Source organism: Modestobacter marinus, assembly GCF_019799945.1.
Taxonomy (GTDB): domain Bacteria; phylum Actinomycetota; class Actinomycetes; order Mycobacteriales; family Geodermatophilaceae; genus Modestobacter; species Modestobacter marinus_B.
Genome location: NZ_JABGCH010000025.1, coordinates 19,213 through 39,755, shown reverse-complemented (window position 1 = coordinate 39,755; position 20,543 = coordinate 19,213). Strand labels below are relative to the sequence as shown.

Sequence of the window (20,543 nt, the reverse complement as noted above, 5' to 3'; positions counted from 1 at the left end):
CCGGGCGAGGATCGGCGGGTGGAGACACCCGCCGAGAGGACGTCCGTGGAACTGCCGGAGGAGCTGCTCGCCCTGCTCCGCCAGCCCAGCCCCTGCTTCGTCGCCACGCTCATGCCGGACGGGTCGCCGCAGCTGACCCAGACCTGGGTCGACACCGACGGCACCCACGTCCTCATCAACACGGTCGCCGGGTTCCAGAAGGTGCGGAACATGGAACGCGACCGGCGGGTGGCGCTGAACGTCGCCGACCCGGCGGACGTGTCCCGCTACTACGAGGTGCGCGGCCGGGTCGTCGACGTGACCACCGACGGCGCGTCCGAGCACATCGAGGAACTGGCCCAGAAGTACCTCGGCGGCCCCTACCCGTGGTTCGGCGGCCGGGACCAGACCCGACTGAGGGTGACGATCGCCGCGGACCGGGTCACCTCGCCGCGCGGCTGAGCCGGACGGCGAGCACCAACCAGCGGTCGTCGGTGTCGTCGACCGCGTCAGGAGTCCATCGGCTCCATCTCGTCCATCTGGCCGGCGCCAGGGACGGTGAGGGCCGGGATGACGTCGGGCGCGGCGAACAGCAGCACGCCGAGAGTCAGCAGCAGGACCGCGGTCCCGTAGGTCGCCACCTTGCGCCACGGCACGGTCTTCTCGAAGGCGATCACCCCGGCGATGACGGCCATCCAGGCAACGCTCATGACGCCCAACGCGAACAACGACGCCATGAGGGCCCAACAGCAGCCGACACACCATGCGCCGTGTCTCACACCCATCTCCAGCGCCCCCCGGCGGCCGTCTCGCCAGGCACCCAGCAGGAAGCCCAGCGAACTGCGGCACTTGCCGAGGCAGACGTCCTTGGAGGGGCTCAGCTCGTACGCCGCCGCGACGACGAGCGTCGCGCCCGCGACCCACCGGCCGGCACGGTCCCAGGCGAGAGCGTCGCCCGAGAACCCGCTCACGATCTCCGACAGCGTGAAGGCCACCAATCCCGCCCCGGCCCACGTGACCAGGTAGCCCGCCGCGAACAGCAGCGGCGAGAGCGGCGACCGCTGTCTGGTCATCCGGGAGTACAGCGCGACCGTCGGCGCCACCGACGGCAGCATCATCGCGGCCATCATCACGACCCAGATCCCGAGGAACCAGCCCAGCGTGCCCAGACCGGTCCACGCCCCCTGGTCCATGCCGCGCATCTGGCGCCCCGTCCACCACCAACTGACGGCGGCGAGCGCGAAGAGCGCGGCGACGAGTCCGAGCCGGACGCGGACGGCGGCGAAGGCCGGCCCGAGATCTCCGGTGCGCCGTTCCTGCGCCGGGGCGCTCATCGGGTCAGGCGGCCCAGTTGAACGCGGCGGTGGAGAGCCCGGACTTCCCCTCGTACTGGATGCCGAAGGCGTTGATCCGGGAGCTGCGCGCCTCGGCCATCGTCAGGTTCGACGCGACGGGGTGAAACATGCCGTCGAACCGGACCGGCTGACCGTCCTCCTGGCCGAACGGCACGATGTCCTGGACCTCGAACTGGATCACGTCCCCGACGCGGACGCTGTGCAACAGCCCGTCGTCGGTCATCGTGATGGCGGCCCGCTCGACGCCGACGACCTCGCCCACGAGGGGCGCCAGCCCACCCATCGGGCCGCCGAGCTGCCCGCCGAAGACCTTGACCAGCTTGTCGAACTGCTCGTCCGTGGCCTGGTCGTCGACGAACATCCCGAGCCGCCAGTTGCCGTCGGTCATGACCTTCGGCGTGTCGATGATCGCCACCACCCGGCGCCCCTGGACGTCCGTGCCCTCGATCTCACCTGAGCGGATGTCGAAGGCCAGCGTCGCTCGGCAGTAGTCGTAGGTGGCGCCGTGGTCGAACGACAGATTGCAGGGGCACATCAGCTCACAGGAGCACGTCTCGGCGTAGCTGCCCTCGAGGTTCCACGACATCGCCGGCTCCCTCCACGGGAGGCAAGTCTCCATCCCGCGAAGGAGGCCGGACAACCACTTCTGCCACGTCCACGACGCCATCGAGGCACACACCCACGTGATGTGCCGGATGGCACGTCCACGGGGACGCTCTGTCACCTCGCCGCGCGACTGAGCCGGACGGCGAGCACCAGCCAGCGGTCCGCCGCGTCGTCGACAGTGGTGCACTCCCATCCCGCGCCCTCCAGCAGCGCGCGGGTCCGCGGCTCGCTGCGCACGTCGTCGGGGCTGAGCTCCCGGCCGTGCCGCCGGGCCAGTGCGGCACGGCCGACGGGGTGGAACAACCCCAGCCGGGCGCCTGGACGGCCGACCCGGGCCAGCTCGGCGAGGTCGGCGGCCGGGTCGGCGAGGTGGCTGAGCAGCCCGGACGCGAAGACGACGTCGCACGACCCGGTGCGCAGCGGCAGCCGCAACACGTCGCCCTGCACGAGCCCGGTCCGCCCGCGGCGTAGCGCCGCGGCGAGCATCTCCCCGGTCAGGTCGACGCCCACCACGGTGCCCCCGGACCCGGCCGCCTCGCACAGCACCGGCAGCGCCCGCCCGGTGCCGCAGCCTGCGTCGAGGACGACGTCGCCCGATCGCACGCCGAGCTCGGCGACCGCCCGCTCGAAGGCCGGCCCGTCATCGGGGAACCTCTCCTCCCACCGGGCGGCACGGGCACCGAAGAACGCCCGGGGATCAGCCATCCGTCGGGCAGGGCAGCCCGGTGAACCGCCCGAGTGCCTCGACCAGCCGCGACGCGTCGGCCGGTCCGAGGACGACGGTGACCTGTGCGACCGCGGCCGGGCGGAGCAGGTCCGCGACGCCGAGCGCCTCGGCCAGCGCCCGGGCCTGCTGCTCGGCGCCGGCCGGGAACTCGATGGCCGACGACGGGACCTCCGTGCTGCCGGTGACGGTGGCGACGGTGAGGCCCGCCTCGGTCAGCCGGTTCGCAGCCGCGTCGGCCACTGCCTGGTCGCCGGTGCCGTTGAGGAGGTCCACGGTCACCGGGGCGGGGCACGGCTCGGGCGCGGGGACGGGCGCAGGCTCGGGTGGAGCCACCGGCTCGGGCGCCGGGACGGGTTCGGGCGCGGGGACCGGGTTGGGCGCGGGCACCGGCTCGGGCTCCGGCTCGGGCGGAGCCACCGGCTCGGGTTCCGGAACGGGCTCGGGACCGGGCTCAGGCGCCGGGCCGGGCGCTGGCGGCGGCTCCGGCGTCGGCCCGGGTTCCGGGGCCGGGACCGGCTCGGGCGCTGGGACGGGCTCCGGGTCAGGGACCGGCGCGGGCGCCGGCTCGGGCGGAGCGACGGGCGCGGGGACCGGGTCGGGCGTGGGCACCGGCTCGGGTTCCGGCGTGGGCACCGGCTCCGGTGGAGCCACCGGCTCGGGTGCCGGAACGGGCTCCGGCGCCGGGCCGGGTGCCGGCGGCGGCTCCGGCGTCGGTCCAGGTTCCGGGACCGGGATCGGAGCCGGCTCGGGCGCTGGGACGGGCTCCGGGTCAGGGACCGGCCCGGGCGCGGGCGCCGGCTCGGGCGGAGCGACGGGCGTGGGCACCGGCTCGGGTGCCGGAACGGGTTCGGGACCGGGCTCCGGCGCCGGGCCGGGTGCCGGCGGCGGCGTCGGCCCGGGCTCCGGGGCCGGCTCGGGCGCCGGGAGAGGTTCGGGGTCGGGGACCGGCGCGGGAGCGGGCTCAGGCTCGGGCGTCGGCTCCGGCGCGGGAGCGGGCTCAGGCTCGGGCGTCGGCTCCGGCTGGGGAGCGGGCTCGGGAGCCGGCTCGGCCGGCGGCGGAGGCGGCTCCTCGACCGGGGCCACCGGTGCCGGCTCGGCGATGACGACCACCGGTGGATCGGCCGCGGGCGGCTCCTCGGGCGCAACGGGCGGCAGGGTCGGTGCCGGCCCCTCCGGCGTGGTGACCGCGGGCGGCGGCGCACCGGCGTAGGACGCAGCCACGGTCAGCACCGTCGTCACGTAGCTGGCTGAGTGGTTGTAGGCGAAGACGGCGCGCGCCCGGCTGGCACCCACCGACAGGTCCCGGCCCGCCGCGCACAGGTAGTCCGCCGCCGCCGCGGCAGCGTCGTAGAGGTTGAACGGGTCCCGGCGGCCGTCAGAGTTGCCGTCTTCGGCGTAGCGCACCCAGGTGGACGGGATGAACTGCATCGGACCCACCGCGCGGTCGTGCACCGGGTCGCGGTCGAGCCGGCCGTCGTCCGTGTCGAGGATGCGTGCCGTGCCCCCACCGCCGGTCAGCGGGATGCCGATCACCGGCGGCGACGAAAGTCCGTCGGTGTGCAGCACGGCCCCGGCGAAGCGGCCGTGGTTGGACTCGACCCGTCCGATCGCGGCGATCAGCGTCCAGTCGATCCCGCACGCCTGCGCACCCTCGGCCGCCCGGCGGTAGGCGTCCATCGCGGTCGACGGGATGCCGCTGCTGGTGAGCGCGGAGGCGGCCACGGTACTGGTGTGCGGGGCCTCGCGGTGCGGCGCCGGGTCCACCGCAGGAGCTGGCGAAGGCGGAGCAGCCGGCGGAGCGGGCGGGACCACCTCGGCCGGCGGCGCCGGCGCGATGGGTGGGAGGGGGACGTCGAGCCGCAGCAGCGGTGTCGGGGCGTCGGCGCGCGCCGTCGTCGACTCCCCCGCCGGGTGCGGGGCGACCTCGACGACCGCGGCGCCCTGCCGCAGCGATCCCGCCACGGCCGCCGGCAGGCCGGTCACGACGCCCGCCGCGAGCCCGGCGGCCACGGTCACCCGTAGCGTGCGCCGGATCCCCCGTGACGGCCGCATGCTCATCCGGCATCCCCGTCGCGGAGTCGCTGAGGCATCCGTGTCCCCCTGTGCCGTCTGCCCGGTGCGCCGCCGGCCGACCTCGAGGGCGCCGACCAGACGAACCGTAGGCCCGGTGCCCGGGCCGCGCCATGCCTTCCGCGGCGGCGAGGGTCCGCGGGGCGTCGGGCGGGCCCCGACCCCCCGGTCCCGGACGTCGGCCGGCCGCCAGGGGGTGCTCGGCACGGTGGTCAACGTGCGGCCCACGTTGCCGCGGCGCGGAGCGGGACGCGCTGCGCGGGCTGCTGCACAACTGCGCCGTCCACGGCTGGCCGACGCAGGTTCGCGACCGCGATCCGGCCACCTTCCGCGACCACGTGCTCGGCCGGGTGGCGTGGGCCGCCTCGGTCGACCCCGGTCCTCGGCGCCCGGCTGCGGGCGCTCGCCGCTCGCGTCGACTGGACGGGTCCCGTCGGCTGACCGGCCCCTCCCGGGTCACCGGTCGCGCGCGCCGACCCGCTGGGCGAGGACGACGCAGGCCAGCGCCACGGTCATGCCGAACAGCTGCAGCTCCGAGAGCACCTCGCCGAGCAGCAGCCATCCCACCGTCGCGGCGACGACCGGGCTGAGCAGGCCGAGGAAGCTGATCCGGTCGGCGGGCAGCGTGCCGATGCCGCGCAGCCAGAGCGCGTAGGCCAGCGCCGTGTTGACGGTGATCAGGTAGAGCAGCCCGCCGGCCTCGGTGCCGGTGAGCGCGGCGGGCAGGCCCTCGACGAGCAGGGCCAGCGGCAGGAGCAGCAGGCCGCCGGCGGTGAGCTGCCAGCCGGTGAAGGCCAGCACGGGCACCGGCCTCCCCCACCGCTTGGTGAGCACGACACCGGTGCCCATGCAGGCGGTGCCCACAAGGCCGGCCGCGACGCCGACCGGGTCGAGGGTCACCGGCCCGCTCAGCACGATGAGCGCCACGCCACCCACCCCGAGCACGCCGAGCAGCAGGGTCCGCGGTCGCAGCCGCTGACCGAGCAGCGGAACGGCGAGGACGGCGACCAGCAGCGGCTGGGCCGCCCCGAGGACCGCGGCCACCCCGCCCGGCAGCCGGTAGGCGGCGACGAAGAGCAGCGCGAAGAAGGCCCCGATGTTCAGCGTCCCGAGGACGGCGGCCTTGACCCACCACGCCCCCCGCGGCAGCCGGCGCCCTACGGCGACGAGGAGCAGGCCGGCCGGCAGGGCGCGCACCGTCGCGGCCAGCAGCGGCCGGTCCGGGGGCAGCCACTCGGTGGTGACGGCGTACGTCGTCCCCCAGGTGACCGGCGCGACCGCGGCGACCAGGGTGGCGAGTCCGAGCCGGGGCGACGGCTCGGCCGTCGCCGGGTGCGGTGTCGACAACGTCAGGGCGGCCATCACGCACCTCGATCTCTCGGGGACAAATATCTCGATGCCAAGATACTCGGCACCATGCTTCTGTAAACCGTAAGATTCGTGGATACTCACGCCATGACGCAGCGGGACGGCGTGGACGCGATCGTCGAGCAGTGGGCGGTCGAGCGGCCGGACCTGGACACTCCGGCGATGGCGGTGTTCGGGCGGATCTACCGGGCCGCACGCCTGGTCGCCGACGTCCAGGAGCGCTGCTACGGCCGCTTCGGCATCACCCGGGCCGACTTCGACGTGCTGGCCACGCTGCGCCGGGCCGGCACCCCGGACGGGCTGTCACCCGGGCGACTCACCGATGCGCTGATGCTCAGCAGCGGCGGGATGACCAGCCGGCTGGACCGGCTGGAGCGGGCCGGGCACCTCGTCCGCACGCCCGATCCCGCCGACCGGCGGGCGCTGGTGGTGCGGCTCACCGACAGCGGCCGGGCGCTGATCGACGAGGCGGTCGGCGCCGGGCTCGCCGAGCAGCAACGACTGCTGGCCGACCTGCCCGCCGCCCAGGTGCGGCGGCTGGAGAACGACCTGCGCGACCTGCTGCTCTCCGTCGAGCACCGCGCCGCCGAGCAGTAGCGGGCTGATCGCGCCCCGGCGGTGCGGCCGGTCGGGGTTGAGCAGCGAGTGCTTCCGGCCGTAGGCGAAAGTAGGTGACGAGCCCGATCGCGAGCCAGATGGCGAACCGCCGCGCGGATCACGGCCGCCGGCCTCGACGCGAGTGGTCGGGCCCGGTCACGGCGACCGTCGCGGCCACCGCTGCCAGGACCCCGAGCCCTACTCGGACGCGATGCCAGCTGTCCCACCTGCGCAGGAGCTCCTCGGTCTCGACGTCCGTCAGCGCTCCTCCGGTGAACTGGTGGTTCGCCGGCTCGTTCACCGTGAGGGTGATGGCGACGACTCCCGCAGTGGCAGCCGCGGCGGCCAAGGAGGCGGGGCCCGGGCGGCGGCCGTCCCTGGCCTGTGCGGCAGATGACGCAGCGGTGAGCAGAGCGGCCCCCACACCCAGGGGTGCCATCACGCTGCGGATCCGGTCGGAGTGGGTGGAGAACCACCGGCGGAACTCTGCCGGGGAGGAGCCGCGCCGGACGTCGACGTGGTCCACGCGTTCCTGTCCGGCCAGTCCTACTGGCGCAAGGGTGTTCCCAGGGAGCGGGTCGTGCGGTCGATCCGGATGTCGTTGCCACTCTCGGTCCACCTCGCCACAGCGACACCGACGATGGTGGCCTTCGCCCGTGTCGTCACCGACACCGTGACCCCCGCCTGGCTCGACGACGTCTTCGTCCTCCGCGAGCACCGCCGTCGCGGGATCGCCGGAGCGCTGGTCGAGACGGCGCTGACCCATCCCGCCGTGGTCGACGCAGCACTGCAACTGCTGCTCACCGCGGACGCACATGCGCTGTACGCACGCCACGGGTTCGAGCCGTTCCCCGATCCGCGCGCGCTCATGGCGCGGCATCCCCAGTCCGCGTCCGGTCCCTGACCGGAGGCCGGCAAGGGCCCTCCTACCACGACAGCACTCATCGGCGTACCAGGGCGCGGGAGGAGCGGCTGAGCGCGATGACGAGCAGCTGCCGTTGTGGGTCAGCACCCGCTGCGGAGAGGCTGTCGACGACGGCTGGAACGCGACTCGTGACGACGACCGAAGACTGACCCCCTCGTGGTGATGGGTCTCGGGTGGCCGTGGCGGCTGACAGGGGTCCTCCAACGCTTCCACGAGGTCCTCGAACGGCCTTGAGCACCGCACGTCGGCCACCACCGTGGCGCCACGCGACGGCCGCCTGATCAGCACGCTGCGCAGTGCCGGCGCGCCGCCAGCAGGGGCCAGCGCGCGCCGGGATTCCGGGTGGTCCCCGCAAGACTGGCCGAGGTTGCTCGGCGAGCTCGCGGGCCAACTGGACGACGGTCACGACGACGACCGCCGCCTCCTCAGGGTCGTCCGGCACCGGCTGCTGACTGCAGGCCGTCGGCGTCTCCGCCGGCGGAGCTGGGAATCGTCGGGATGCCGGTCCCCCAGCGTTGACGACATGGAAGATCCGCAGCCCCTCCGAGAGTCGGCGACCAGCGATACACCGCTGTTGACCCCTGGGAGGCCGCTCAGGTCCCCGCGTCGGCCGTTCGACGATCTACGGATTGATGAAGCCGGCGATCTGCGACCCATCCACATGAGGCGCAGTTGCCGCCTCCCTCGCGCCGAGGAGGAGGTGCATCCTGACGTCGAGCGGCGCCTGCGGGTACACGTCCTTCCAAGGCCTCAGACATCAACGTCAGGTAGGAGAGGAGAGTGCACCGATGGTGCACATCACCGCCGGCGACGTCCAGCAGATGTTCGCGGACGTGGCAGACGCCGGCACCTACGGCTGCTTCGAGTACCAGGGCATCTCGGTCGGGTTGCACAGCGACCAACCGGGCCTCCTGGACTGGTTCAGCAGGTTCTTCGGCGGCTACTTCACCGTGACGACGAGCGATCGAACCGACGCGGCGGTGTACAGCAGCCAGGATCCCGCCGTCTTCCAGCGCCTCAGAGAACTGGCGACGTCCCACGGACGACCTCGCTCGGACGTGGAGACCGAGTACGCCGTGGATGGGCAGCACCGGATCGTCTACAGCCGCGAGGTCGACGAGGCGCGGGGCGAGGTGGAGGAGAACTGCTTCGTGCTGTCGGCGCCGGGCAGGAACGTGCTGGTCTCCTCGCCGGGCACGCTCAAGGTGCGCCAGAAGACCGTCAAGCGCTCCCTTCGCAACCTGATCAAGCTGCTCTTCATGGAGCAGGGATGGTTGCCCTTCCACTCCTCCGCGTGCACGTGGCACGACACCGGCATCTGCATCCTCGGAGCGAAGTACGCCGGCAAGACCAGCACCCTCCTCAACCTGCTGGGCCAGCCCGGGGCAGGGCTCGTCACCAACGACAACCTCTTCCTGCGCGATGGCGGCACACACCTCGAGGGCTGCGGCTTCCCCAACAAGGCCAGCCTGCGCATCGGCGCCCTGGTGGCCTATCCGCAGCTCGCGGAGTGGATCGGGAAGACCACCCTTCCCTTCTACCCGCAGATGGAGGCCGAGACGTTCCGGGACATCGTGGCCACGACACCCGCTGAGGAGATGGGCCGCAGGTCCGAGAAGATCGTGCTGCTGTCCACGGAGATCGCCGAGCAGTTCGACGTCCCCATCGTGCACGTCACGGCCATCGAGCTCTTCCTCGTCGTCCAGTTCGATCCCTCACTGGAGCGATCCGTCCTGACACCCGTCACGGATCCGCAGCGGGTCAAGGAACACCTGGCCGCCAACTCACGCAGCCTGGACAAGGAGAAGCAGGACTTCCTCCAGGACTTCTTCGACTTCGACGACGACACCTCGCACGCTGCCGTCGACGCGTTGCTGGAGGAGTTCGCCTCGCGAGTGACGGTCGCGGAGCTGCGTCAGAACGCGCGCACGAACGCACACTCGGCTGAGCTGGTCGGCGAGCTGACGCGCCGGATCCACGAGCACGCCTGACCCGGGGCGGAGCCTCGTGGTTCGTCCGCGCAGCTCCGAGCGCCGGTGGTGTTGACTGCCCGCAGCGAGGGCGGCTTCCGCCTCGACACCGACGGCGACGGCGCCCGGCTGCAGCGATCCGTCGGATCGAGCCGGTGGAGTTCGGCCTCGAGGAAATGCGGGAGGGCCTCGGACTGCTGGACGAGGTGACCGGCCGGGCGCCCGCCACGGACGCCCCGCCGGAGTGCTGGTGGAGCGGCCGGCCATGGGAGCTCGCCCGTCAGCGGGCGACGGTCCCGCACGACTACGCACGACCAGGGAGAGCTACTGATGACCGCGACCGCCCCGACCCGCGCTGACGCTGCGGAGAGGATACCGACCGACGTGGTGGCCGAGGCCGCCCGCCGGCGCACCTTCGCCGTGATCAGCCACCCCGACGCCGGGAAGTCCACGCTCACCGAGGCCCTGGCTCTGCACGCCCGCGTCATCGGCCAGGCCGGTGCGGTGCACGGCAAGGCCGGCCGGCGGGGCACCGTGTCGGACTGGATGGACATGGAGCGCGCCCGCGGGATCTCCATCACCTCGGCGGCGCTGCAGTTCACCTACCGCGGCACCGTGGTCAACCTCCTCGACACCCCCGGCCACGCCGACTTCTCCGAGGACACCTACCGGGTGCTCACTGCGGTCGACGCCGCGGTCATGCTCATCGACGCCGCGAAGGGCCTCGAGGCGCAGACCATGAAGCTGTTCGCCGTCTGCCGGCACCGGGGGATCCCGGTGATCACCGTGGTCAACAAGTGGGACCGCCCCGGCATGGACGCGCTCGCTCTGATGGACCAGGTGGCCGACCGGACCGGGCTGGCCCCGACGCCGCTGACCTGGCCGGTCGGGATCGCCGGAGACTTCCGCGGCGTCCTCGACCGGCGCGACGGCAGCTACCGCCACTTCACCCGAACCGCCGGCGGGGCGACGATCGCCCCGGAGCAGGTGTTCTCCGCAGAGGAGGCGCTGGCCCGGGAGGGCGACAGCTGGTCGCAGGCGGTCGAGGAGTCCGAGCTGCTGGCAGAGACCGGTGCCGTGCACGACCAGGAGCTGTTCCTGGGCCACGCCAGCACGCCGGTGCTGTTCGCGTCCGCGGTGTCCAACTTCGGCGTCGGCCAACTGCTCGACGTCCTGGTCGGCTTGGCCCCCGCCCCGGTCGACCGGCCCGACGAGGACGGCAAGCCGTACCCGCTGGACGCGCCGTTCAGCGGCTTCGTCTTCAAGGTGCAGGCCGGCATGGACGCCGGGCACCGCGACCGGCTGGCCTATCTGCGGGTCTGCTCGGGCGTCTTCGAGCGCGGCATGGTCGCCACCAACGGTCGCACCGGCCGGCCGTTCGCCACCAAGTACGCCCAGCAGGTGCTCGGCCGGGAGCGGGAGACCATCGAGACCGCCTACCCCGGGGACGTCGTCGGCCTGGTCAACGCCGCGGCCCTGGGCGTCGGCGACACCCTCTACGCCGGCGACCCGGTCAGCTATCCCCCCATCACCACCTTTGCGCCGGAGCACTTCGCCGTCGCCCGGGCGGCGGACACCTCCAAGTACAAGCAGTTCCGCAAGGGCATCGAGACCCTGGGCGGCGAGGGCGTCGTCCAGGTGCTGGTCTCCGTAGCGGCGCGGGGACGGTGCCCCGGTGTTCGCCGTCGTCGGCCCCATGCAGTTCGAGGTGGCCAGCCACCGCATGGAGCACGAGTTCGGCGCGCGGATCACCCTGGAGCCACTCCCCTACACGATCGCCCGGATCACCGACCGGGAGTCCGCGCCCGAGCTCGCCACCGCCCGGGACGTCGAGGTGCTGCAGCGCGCCGACGGCGAGGTGCTGGCGCTGTTCACCAACAAGTGGTCACTGCAGGTGCTCGAGCGCAACAAGCCGCACCTCACGCTGACCCCGATGGTCGCCGCCGAGCTCGGCTGACCGCGGGGCAGCAGAGCCCCCGCCGACCACGGTGGTGGAGGAACGCGCTCAGCGGGGGTGCTCAGTGAAGTTGGCGTAGACGTCGTGCTCGGTGAACTCCCGGCCCAACTGGCGGCGGAAGAACGCGTTGGTCGAGTAGCGGGTGGAGGAGAGGAAAAAGCGCTCCTCGTTGCGCCTGACCATGGCGAAGAAGGGATCCGCCGCGTCAGGGCCGAGGTCGAAGTTGTCGTAGTTGACGACGACGTGCACCCGCCGGTCGAGCGCGGAGAACCGGCGGTCGAGCAACTGGGCCAGGTCGTCGGCGTCCTGCGCCGTCACCAGCCGCAGCCCCTCGAAGTTGACGTAGACGGTGTCGGTGGCAGGGTCGAACCGGAAGCGCTCCTCCATGTCGACGGGGCGCCGGTCGCGCAGCCCCATCGGCCGGTCGCGGAAGATCGCCGCGTCCATCGGGCACAGGTCGTCGCCGATGACGGGAGCGACGTCCATGTGGGCCAGCACGTCCCGTTCCACGTCGATGCCCGGGGCGACCTCGACCAGCTCGAGGCCCCGCTCGGACAGCCGCAGGACGCACCGCTCCGTGACGTAGTAGACGCTCTGCCCGCGCTGCACAGCCAGGCGCCCGTTGAAGGTCACCTGACCGACCCGGTCGCGGAACTTCGGTATCGCGCCGGTGTCGTCGACGACCAGCGCGCCGTCGCGCACCGCCACCCGGGAGCGCGCGGTGAAGGTGCCGAGGAAGAAGACCGCCTTGGCGTTCTGGCTGATGTTGATGAAGCCGCCCGCACCGGCGACCTTGCGACCGAACCGGCTGACGTTGACGTTGCCCTCGGCGTCGGCCTCGGCCATGCCCAGGAACGCCTGGTCGAGGCCGCCGCCGTCGTAGAAGTCGAACTGGTACTGCTGGTCGATGATCGCCTGCGGGTTGGCGACGGCGCCGAAGCTCAGCCCGCCGGCCGGGATCCCGCCGACCCCGCCGGGCTCGACGGTCAACGTGATCAGGTCGAGGATCCGCTCCTCGGCGGCCACAGCCGCGACCCCCTCGGGGATGCCGATCCCCAGGTTCACCACCGCGTTGGCCGAGAGAAACATCGCGGCGCGGCGGGCGATCACCTTGCGCGCGTCCAGCGGCATCGGTGTCAGCCCGGTGCTGGGCGCGGTGATCTCGCCCGTGTAGGAGGGGTTGTAGGCCTCGCTGAACGTCTGCTTGTGGTTCTCGGGCTGCGCGACGACGACGGCGTCGACCAGGATGCCGGGGATCTTCACCTCGCGCGGGCTCAGCGTGTGGCGCTCGGTGACCCGCTCGACCTGCACGATGACCACGCCGCCGGAGTTCCTGGCGGCCTGCGCCATCGACAGCACCTCGAGGGTGAGCGCCTCCCGCTCCATCGTGATGTTGCCCTCGGGGTCGGCGGTGGTCCCGCGCAACAGGGCCACGTGCACCGGCTGCGCGGGGAAGAACAGGTGCTCCTCCCCGCGCAGCGTCACCAGCTCGACCAACTGCTCCGTGGTGCACTCGTTCATCCGGCCGCCCCCGTGGCGCGGATCGACGAACGTGCCGAGCCCGACCTTGGTCACCACGCCGGGGCGGCCGCCGGCGATCTCCCGGAACAGGTGGCTGATCACGCCCTGCGGCCAGCAGTACGCCTCGATGCGGTCGTCGAGAGCGAGCACGCCGAGGCTCGGTACGAGCCCCCAGTGCCCGCCGATGACCCGGCGCACCATGCCGTCGGCCCCGAAGTGGTTCAGCCCGCGCGTGCCGCCGTCGCCCTGACCCGCCGCGTAGACCAGGGTGAGGTCCCGCGGCGAGCCAGTGGTCTCGAACCGCCGTTCCAGTGCGAGCGCCAGCTCCTCGGCGAAGCCGGTGCCGACGAAGCCGCCCGTGGCGACCGTGTCGCCGTCCATGACGATCTCCGCCGCGGCGTCGGCTGAGATGACCTTGTTGCGCTGCACGGGACGGCCGGCTCAGCGGCGGCCGGCGCCGACCGACGCCCGGTCGGCGGCGGGGTCCCGCGTCAGGTCGCTGCGCGCCGTCTCCCGGCTGAGCAGGACGGCGAGCACGGTGAGCACCGCGGCACCGGCCAGGTACAGCGAGATCGGGAGGGAGTTGCCGTACTCCAGCAGCAGGTAGGTGGCGATGATCGGCGCCAGGCTCCCCGCCACGATGGAGGAGACCTGACCGGCCACCGACAGCCCGCTGTACCGCACCTGGGTGGAGAACAACTCGGAGAAGAAGGACGCCTGGGGCCCGTACATCGCTCCGTGGAAGATCAGGCCGATCGTGCCGGCGAGCGCCAGCAGCAGGAACGAGCCCGAGTCGTACAGGACGAAGAAGGCGAAGCCCCACACGCCGACGCCCACGGCCCCGACCATGTACACCGGCCGGCGGCCGAACTTGTCGGACAACGCACCCATCACGGGGATGGCCGCGAAGTGGATCGCCGAGGCGATGAGGGCCGCGTTCAGCGCCGTGCCGCGCGAGATACCTGCCTCGCCGGTGGCGTAGGCCAGCGCGAACGCGGTGAAGATGTAGTAGCCGATGTTCTCCGCCAGGCGGGCGCCGATGGCCAGGATGATCTCTCGGGGGTACTCGCGCAGCACCTGGACGACGGGCAGCTTGGGAGCTTCCTCCGCCGTGGCGGCGTGCTCTCGGGCGGCCCGGAAGACCGGCGACTCCTCGATCGAAACCCGGATCCAGAGCCCCACGCCCACCAGGACGGCGCTCAGCAGGAACGGGACGCGCCAGCCCCAGGACTCGAACTGCTGGTCGGTGGTGAACGCCGAGACCAGCGCGAGGACGGCGACGGCGAGGAGGTTGCCCGCCGGCGCGCCGGCCTGCGGCCAGGAGGCCCAGTACCCGCGTCGCTCGGGCGAGCCGTACTCGGCGGCCATCAGCACCGCCCCGCCCCACTCACCACCGAGGGCGAAGCCCTGCACCAGCCGGAGGACGATCAGCAGGATCGGTGCCCAGACACCGATCGCACCGTAGGTCGGGAGCAGACCGATGAGGAACGTCGCGCCACCCATCAGCATCAGCGTGATGACCAGCATCTGCTTACGGCCGATCTTGTCACCGAAGTGCCCGAAGATCACTCCACCGATCGGCCGGGCCGCGAAGCCCACCGCGTAGGTGGCGAACGCGAGCAGCGTGCCGACGAGCGGGTCGAAGTCGGGGAAGAAAAGCTTGTTGAAGACGAGCGCGGCGGCCGATCCGTAGAGGAAGAAGTCGTACCACTCCACGGTGGTCCCGACGAGGCTGGCGCCGACGACCTTGACGATTGATGTGCGCGACCCCGGCGGGACGGCGGCTTCCTGGTGCGAACTGGACAAGGCTCATCCCCTATTCGTGTGCAGGATGGGTGGACGTTCCGGACGTCTCCGGCCCAGGGGCGGGAGCCCCCGGCGATCGAGTGGCGGTCGGCGGTACACGGCTCGGCGGCGCACGGGACCGGGCAGGACCGACGGACGACTGTGCAGGTCCACGGTCACCCCCTCGCTGCCCGAACTCCGGCGCACAGCATGCCCGGGTGGCGGCACATCGGCGAATTGCGGGCGATCTCGATTCGGTGACGGGCGCCGGCCATGGAGGGAGGACCGCCGGCGACAGACGCCGCGCACCTTCAGGGGCGGGCGCTGGGGACTGCCCCACGCTGAGCGTCCGACGAGGCCTGTACCGGGTCGCCCGGCAAGAACGACTCAGGGCGCTCAGCGTCGAATGTGGCTGTCAGGGAATGGCTGGGACGACCGGGAACGGCACGGGTTGGCCACCACCGCGCCACCACGCGCAGGCCGCCTGACCAGGCCCCTGGCGAGAACAGGAGTGGGGACGCCGTCTTTACCGTGGGATGTCTCCGGTGCACAGTCGACTTGAGTCACGACCCCGTGTTGCCGATCTGCCCTGGTGACCTGAGCCGACCGTCCACGGACAGGCTGCGTCGCCCCGCGCCAACCGACACGAATGAGGAGACGCCATGAACCACCTACGCCGACTGCAGGCTGAGCAGCCTGTCATCTTCTGGCTGCTGGTGGCGCTGGGCCTCTTCCTCGGCTTCCAGCTCGTGCTCGCTGTCGTGGGCCTGGTGCTTGGACCCTTCGGGCTGCCGTCGTGGGTGCCCATCGTGGTCGTCGTGGGCGGCCTCGTCCTCGTCGCCCGGAGCCAGCAGAGATCTCGGTGAACACACCTGTCTCCCTCCGCTTCTGACCCGGGGATGCCTCCGGACCTGCCGGGTCCAGGTCCAGCTCACCGAGGACGCTCGCGGCCCCTGCCGTCGGCGACCACCGACGGCGAGCCCTTCTTGGCCGCGACCTCGCCCTGACACCCTGCGAGGAGCGGGATGGGGATGGGCAGAGTCTCAACTGTTGCGACCTGGTCTTCGCACAGGCCGACGGCCGACCGGTCGAGCGGAAGTCGGACTGACACTCGTGGAAGGCGCTCCTACGTGAGGCCCGGGTGCGCGAGATCCGCTTGCACGACGGGGCGACACACCGCGGCGACCCTGCTGCTGTCCGAGGGCATGCACCCCCGGGTCGTCATGTAGGTGCTCTGCCACGCACCGATGCGGACACCTACGTCACCTACAGCCACGTCATGCCGGCTTTCGGCCGCGACGCCGCCGAGCGCATGGGCAAGGCCCTGTGGGGACTGACCCGGCCCACAACTGTTCCCGTGGCCACCAGGCTGGCACCGAGAACGACGAAGGCCGTCCTCCCTGGTGGGAGGACGGCCTTCGTCGTCGGGGTGGAGCTGAGGGGACTCGAACCCCTGACCCCCACACTGCCAGGGCGGCTGGCACGGGTGCGCGGCGGTGCGCCCCAGTTCATAGGTGCAGGCCAGGCGGCTGCGCGGCGATCCGCGGACCCCCGCGGACGACTCGGAACGCCTTCGTTTGGCCACCATCGCGGCACCACCCAGGCGTCGGTGTGAGCGCCACGGCTCGAGAACCAGATACCAGCCCAGGACAGGCCCTGCCGTCGGCCGGGCTCGCAATCGTCCCGCGTGGCGCCATCGACGCCCCCAGAACCGCCGACACAAGACCTCTTCGGCACCACGGGGGGACACCGCCGGCCGGTCACTCTCCCACGGCGGCTGACCGATCACCGACACCGGTGCGTTTGCCGACCTCCTCATCGGGTCGGATGAGAGCCGGGGGTGCTGCCGAAGGTGCGGCGGAAGACGTCGATAAACGCGCTGGCCGAAGCCCAGCCGCAGCGGTGCGCCACCGCGGTCACCGGCGTCCGTTCGGCGAGCAGGATGAGGGCATGGTGGAGCCGCAGCTGGGTGCGCCACTGCGGGAAGGTCATGCCGAGGTCGCTGCGGAACAGCCGGGACAGGGTGCGATCGCTCGCGCCGACCTGGCGGCCCAGTTCGGCGAGGGTGCGACCATCGGACGGATCGGCGCGCAGGATGTCGCACAGCGCCTGGAGCAGCGGCGAGGCCGGCGTCGGCAGGTGCAGCGGCTGCTGCGGTGAGACCCGCAACTGGTCGAGCAGCACCGCCCGCAGCCGGGCCCGTTCGGCGCTGTCGTCGTCTGGGGTGTGGGTGTAGGCGACGATCAGCTCGCGCAGCAGTGGGCTCACGGCGAGCACGGTCGGCTCGCCCAGGCCGAGCGGGTTCTCCGCCGCCGGCAACCCCACCAAGTGGAGTTCCAGTTGGCCGTGGGCCTGGTGGGCGTGCACGGTACCGGCCGGCACCCAGATGGCCCGGGTGGACGGGGCGACCCAGGAGCCCGCGCTGGTGGTGACGGTCAGGACGCCCCGGCCGGCGTAGACGATCTGATGGTCGTCGTGCCGGTGGGCGTCAATTTCGCCACCGGGCGCGAGCCGCTGCGTACGGGTGGGCGCGACCGGATCGTGGCGGGTTCGCGTCATTGTTCGGCAGATTACCGGAAGCGCGACATGCCTCCGACGCTGGAGCATGACGGTGTGCGAAGGAAGACGTCGATCACCCTGCTGTCCCTCGGTCACGCCTGCGTCGACGTCTACCAGGGCGCCGTGGCGGCCCTGGTCCCCTACTTCGTGGCCGAGCGCGCCTACGGTTACGCCGCCGCCGCGGGCCTCGTGCTCGCCGCCTCGGTGCTGTCCTCGGTGGCCCAGCCGGTGTTCGGTCTGCTCACCGACCGGTGGGCCATGCCCTGGCTCCTGCCGGTGAGCACGCTGCTCGGCGGCGTGGGCATCGCGCTGAGCGGGCTGAGCGGGAGCTACGAGCTGACGCTGGTGTTCATCGCGATCTCCGGCATCGGCGTCGCGGCCTACCACCCCGAGTCGGCGCGCGTCGCCCGCCTCGCCAGCGAGGGCAGCCACAGCGCGATGGCCTGGTTCTCGGTCGGCGGCAACTTCGGTTTCGCGACGTCGCCGCTGCTGGTCGCCGCCGTCGTGGGCGCGGGCGGGTTGGAGCTGACCCCTCTGCTGGTGCTGCCGGCGCTGGCCGGCGTGGCGGTGTGCCTGCCGGTGCTGCACGCCCTGGGCCGGCGGGCGGTCGGCGGGTCGGGCACGTCCGCACCCAGCCGGGACGACGACCGGAGGTCATTCGTCAAGCTGTCGCTGGCGGTGATCTTCCGCTCGATCGTCTTCATGGGGCTCAGCACCTTCATCGCGCTCTACGCCACCCAGCACATGGGCGGCAACACCGCGGCGGGCACCGTGGCCCTCTTCGTGCTCTACCTCGGCGGCGCCGTCGGCGCCGTGCTGGGGGGCGCACTGGCCGACCGCTGGGGCCGGGTCCCGGTCTGCCGCTGGTCGTACCTGCTGACGGTCGGCGCGGTCGCCGGCGCGGTGTTCGTGCCCGGACCGGCGATCTACCTGTTCCTGGCGCTGACTTCGGCCGGCCTGTATGTCCCCTTCTCGCTGCAGGTCACACTCGGCCAGGACTACCTGCCCTCGCGGATCGGCACCGCTAGCGGGATCACCCTCGGCCTGACCGTGAGCATCGGCGGCCTGGTGAGCCCGCTCATCGGCAGCCTCGCCGAGGCCACATCCCTGCAGACCGCCCTGGCACCCCTGATCCTGATGCCGGTGCTCAGCTGGTTGCTCTTCCGCTCCCTGCCTGAACCCGCCACGTCCCGCACTGCCGGCAAGGCGGATCGGGAGGCAGGTGAGCCCGACGCCGCTCTCTCGCCCGCGGCACTCGACCGCCGTTGACCACGGCTGACCGCCCTCCGTCTCCGCTGAGAGACGGTCCACACGATGCCCCTGACGGGCATTGGGAGAGCTCCACGATGGACGTCATTAAGCTGGTGAAAGGCGCCCGCGAGTTGCTGTTGCGCCGGGCGGCGGAGAGCGCGCACGTCGTTCAGGAGACCTGGGCGTTGGGAAGTCGCTTTCCCGGCGATCCGTCCTTCCACGACAAGATGGACAAGCTCGTCAGGGTTCTGGAAGACCGCTCCGTACGAGCAGAGGACGACTCTCAGGGAGACCCACGCCGCTCGGACTTCGGTCAGACCGGCTGACCGGCGAGGCGTGACCGGTGCTCGAGGCGACCTACCTGCTGATCGGCACGGCCATCATCGTCGTGCTGCCCCTGCTTGCCGACTACGAGCTGCGCGCCCGTGACGAGGACCGAACACGTCGTCCGATGAGCGTGCCCCGTGTACGAGACCACAGGCGGGCGGACCCGTGACCGTGCATCCCGTCGGCGCTCAGAGCACCCGGTCCGGCGACACCCCCGCGGCCCCTCGCCGGCCCCGGTGCCCAGTTTCACATCGGCGTCGGCTCGGGCGAGCCGGTCGACCGCCGCGCGCAGCAAGTCCGGCGGCTGGGTGTAGGGAAGTCGAAGCCGGTCGTCGAGAGCGTGTCCCGTGCCGAACAGCGGCCCCGGCGCGAGCCACCGCGCCCCTGTTGCTGTCCGAGGGAGTTCCCCCGAGAGTCGTCATGGAGGTGCTCGGCCACGCACAGTTGCGAACCACGACGGACACCTACAGCCACGTTCTGCCCGCCCTTGGCCGCGACGCCGCCGACCGGATGGGCGACGCTGTGGGGACCGCCGGCACCGTGATGGCTCCAGTGGCCACCACGCTGGCACCAAAGACGACTCAGGCCGTTCCCCCGAAGGGGAACGGCCTGGTCATCGGGGTGGCGCGCCGCAGCTGTTGTGGGCGGGGTTGATGGGACCCCCTGGCGACGATCGCGTCGATGCGGTCGAAGTCGGTCGTCACCTCGATCCGGCGGCCAGGAGGTTCGAGCCAAGGTGCGACTTTTCGGCACAGCCGGCGCCGTGCTTCGCCCCGGGCGGGCTACCGCCCTGCCGTACCGCACAGTCGAGCTGACCACAGCCGCACTGTGCGGGCACCTCCGCTACCTCCTCGCGACGCCCCGCCGCAGGGCCGGGATTGCGGTCAGTCAGTTTCCAGCGGCTCGGTAGGCCGTGAGCACCGCGGCCTTGATCCGGCCCCGCGGCGAGACCGTCATGCCGTTGGCCGCAGCCCAGGCGCGCACGGCAGCAGAATCGACGCCGTTGGAGGCGTCCCTACCGACCCCCGGGGAAGCGCCGGGCGGCTCGGCAGACTGCGACGCGACCTTCTGCACGGACTCGGTCACATCAGATCCGGAGTCCCCTTCGTCCGCAGCACCGTCCTCGCCTTCATCCTGCACCGGAGCGTCGGCTCCAGCCCCCGCCGGGGCGTTTTGCGATGACTCGTCGTCCTCCGAGTCGTCCACTTCGGACTGATCTTCCTCGGACTCGTCATCCGCGGCTTCGGCGGACGCGCGGCGCGACATCGACCACTTCAGCTCCAGCTCCAGCTCGATCTCGTCGCCGTCGACCACCACCTCGAATTCCCAGTCGACCTGGTTGGCCACCGACAACTCCAAAGTGCTGCTCCCCAGCTGGACCGTGACCTTCCCGTCCTCACCCAGTCCCTCAGCCAACGCCGCGATGAAGTGCGCGGCCTCCTGCCGGCTCAGCGCCTGCTTCTGTTGAACCTTCACATCCGGCACGGCCTTCTCCGTTCCTCCGAGCGCGCCGCGTGGTGCGACGGCCGAACTGTGCGGAGTACAC

At 72.1% G+C, this 20,543-nt stretch carries 19 protein-coding genes; 9 read left to right on the top strand and 10 right to left on the bottom strand.

The window, feature by feature from the left end:
- Positions 1-45: 45 nt before the first annotated feature.
- Positions 46-441 (top strand): TIGR03618 family F420-dependent PPOX class oxidoreductase, encoded by a 396-nt coding sequence (locus HK417_RS18555; RefSeq protein WP_222269404.1) that lies wholly within the window; start codon positions 46-48, stop codon positions 439-441.
- 47 nt (positions 442-488) lie between these two features.
- On the opposite strand, the gene HK417_RS18550 is transcribed toward HK417_RS18555, so the two are convergent.
- From HK417_RS18550 to HK417_RS18530, 5 genes are all read right to left on the bottom strand, one after another.
- A complete protein-coding gene (locus HK417_RS18550) occupies positions 489-1,313 on the bottom strand; it encodes a DUF2182 domain-containing protein (protein ID WP_222269401.1) in 825 nt (274 codons plus the stop codon).
- A 4-nt stretch (positions 1,314-1,317) separates the two neighbouring features.
- Positions 1,318-1,920, bottom strand: a complete 603-nt coding sequence (locus HK417_RS18545) for a DUF1326 domain-containing protein (protein WP_222269398.1) — start codon at positions 1,918-1,920, stop codon at positions 1,318-1,320.
- 134 nt (positions 1,921-2,054) lie between these two features.
- The gene (locus HK417_RS18540; RefSeq protein WP_222269395.1) at positions 2,055-2,645 is read right to left on the bottom strand and encodes a class I SAM-dependent methyltransferase; all 591 of its coding nucleotides are present in this window, start codon (positions 2,643-2,645) and stop codon (positions 2,055-2,057) included.
- The gene (locus HK417_RS18535) at positions 2,638-4,725 is read right to left on the bottom strand and encodes a lytic murein transglycosylase (protein ID WP_222269392.1); all 2,088 of its coding nucleotides are present in this window, start codon (positions 4,723-4,725) and stop codon (positions 2,638-2,640) included. The genes HK417_RS18540 and HK417_RS18535 overlap by 8 nt, the downstream gene beginning before the upstream one ends.
- A gap of 468 nt (positions 4,726-5,193) precedes the next feature.
- Positions 5,194-6,099: an EamA family transporter gene (locus HK417_RS18530; RefSeq protein ID WP_222269389.1), complete on the bottom strand. Its 906-nt coding sequence runs from the start codon at positions 6,097-6,099 to the stop codon at positions 5,194-5,196.
- A 93-nt stretch (positions 6,100-6,192) separates the two neighbouring features.
- Between HK417_RS18530 and HK417_RS18525 the strand changes: the two genes are divergently transcribed.
- Complete coding sequence (locus HK417_RS18525) at positions 6,193-6,702, top strand: MarR family winged helix-turn-helix transcriptional regulator (protein ID WP_222269386.1); 510 nt, start codon at positions 6,193-6,195, stop codon at positions 6,700-6,702.
- Positions 6,703-6,820: 118 nt separating this feature from the next.
- On the opposite strand, the gene HK417_RS18520 is transcribed toward HK417_RS18525, so the two are convergent.
- Positions 6,821-7,228, bottom strand: coding sequence for an anthrone oxygenase family protein (locus HK417_RS18520; protein WP_222269384.1), 408 nt, complete (start codon positions 7,226-7,228; stop codon positions 6,821-6,823).
- Here HK417_RS18520 and HK417_RS18515 point away from each other — a divergent pair.
- The 3 genes from HK417_RS18515 (at position 7,220) to HK417_RS18505 (ending at position 11,622) form a co-directional block, all read left to right on the top strand.
- On the top strand, positions 7,220-7,606 hold the full coding sequence (locus HK417_RS18515) for a GNAT family N-acetyltransferase (RefSeq protein WP_222269382.1): 387 nt from the start codon (positions 7,220-7,222) through the stop codon (positions 7,604-7,606). The two genes, HK417_RS18520 and HK417_RS18515, sit on opposite strands and share 9 nt — an antisense overlap.
- 809 nt (positions 7,607-8,415) lie before the next feature.
- Positions 8,416-9,618, top strand: coding sequence for a hypothetical protein (locus HK417_RS18510; RefSeq protein ID WP_222269379.1), 1,203 nt, complete (start codon positions 8,416-8,418; stop codon positions 9,616-9,618).
- 309 nt (positions 9,619-9,927) lie between these two features.
- Complete coding sequence (locus HK417_RS18505; RefSeq protein WP_439957933.1) at positions 9,928-11,622, top strand: peptide chain release factor 3; 1,695 nt, start codon at positions 9,928-9,930, stop codon at positions 11,620-11,622.
- Here HK417_RS18505 and HK417_RS18500 read toward each other — a convergent pair.
- Both HK417_RS18500 and HK417_RS18495 read right to left on the bottom strand, forming a co-directional pair.
- Complete coding sequence (locus HK417_RS18500; protein WP_222269376.1) at positions 11,603-13,504, bottom strand: acyl CoA:acetate/3-ketoacid CoA transferase; 1,902 nt, start codon at positions 13,502-13,504, stop codon at positions 11,603-11,605. The genes HK417_RS18505 and HK417_RS18500 overlap by 20 nt on opposite strands.
- 12 nt (positions 13,505-13,516) lie before the next feature.
- On the bottom strand, positions 13,517-14,881 hold the full coding sequence (locus HK417_RS18495; protein WP_222269373.1) for an MFS transporter: 1,365 nt from the start codon (positions 14,879-14,881) through the stop codon (positions 13,517-13,519).
- Positions 14,882-15,522: 641 nt separating this feature from the next.
- On the opposite strand from HK417_RS18495, the gene HK417_RS18490 reads away from it, so the two are divergent.
- Positions 15,523-15,726, top strand: coding sequence for a hypothetical protein (locus tag HK417_RS18490; protein ID WP_222269370.1), 204 nt, complete (start codon positions 15,523-15,525; stop codon positions 15,724-15,726).
- A 949-nt stretch (positions 15,727-16,675) separates the two neighbouring features.
- Here the strand turns inward: HK417_RS18490 and HK417_RS18485 are convergent.
- A complete protein-coding gene (locus HK417_RS18485) occupies positions 16,676-17,419 on the bottom strand; it encodes an AraC family transcriptional regulator (protein WP_222269366.1) in 744 nt (247 codons plus the stop codon).
- A gap of 54 nt (positions 17,420-17,473) precedes the next feature.
- Between HK417_RS18485 and HK417_RS18480 the strand changes: the two genes are divergently transcribed.
- The 3 genes from HK417_RS18480 to HK417_RS18470 all read left to right on the top strand — a co-directional run bounded on the left by HK417_RS18480 (position 17,474) and on the right by HK417_RS18470 (position 19,166).
- Positions 17,474-18,688, top strand: a complete 1,215-nt coding sequence (locus HK417_RS18480) for an MFS transporter (protein ID WP_222269363.1) — start codon at positions 17,474-17,476, stop codon at positions 18,686-18,688.
- 77 nt (positions 18,689-18,765) lie between these two features.
- Positions 18,766-18,996, top strand: coding sequence for a hypothetical protein (locus HK417_RS18475; protein ID WP_222269361.1), 231 nt, complete (start codon positions 18,766-18,768; stop codon positions 18,994-18,996).
- 17 nt (positions 18,997-19,013) lie between these two features.
- Entirely contained in the window at positions 19,014-19,166 is a 153-nt protein-coding gene (locus HK417_RS18470) for a hypothetical protein (protein WP_222269358.1), read from the top strand.
- 719 nt (positions 19,167-19,885) lie between these two features.
- On the opposite strand, the gene HK417_RS18465 is transcribed toward HK417_RS18470, so the two are convergent.
- A complete protein-coding gene (locus HK417_RS18465) occupies positions 19,886-20,482 on the bottom strand; it encodes an amphi-Trp domain-containing protein (protein ID WP_222269356.1) in 597 nt (198 codons plus the stop codon).
- Positions 20,483-20,543 lie beyond the last annotated feature (61 nt).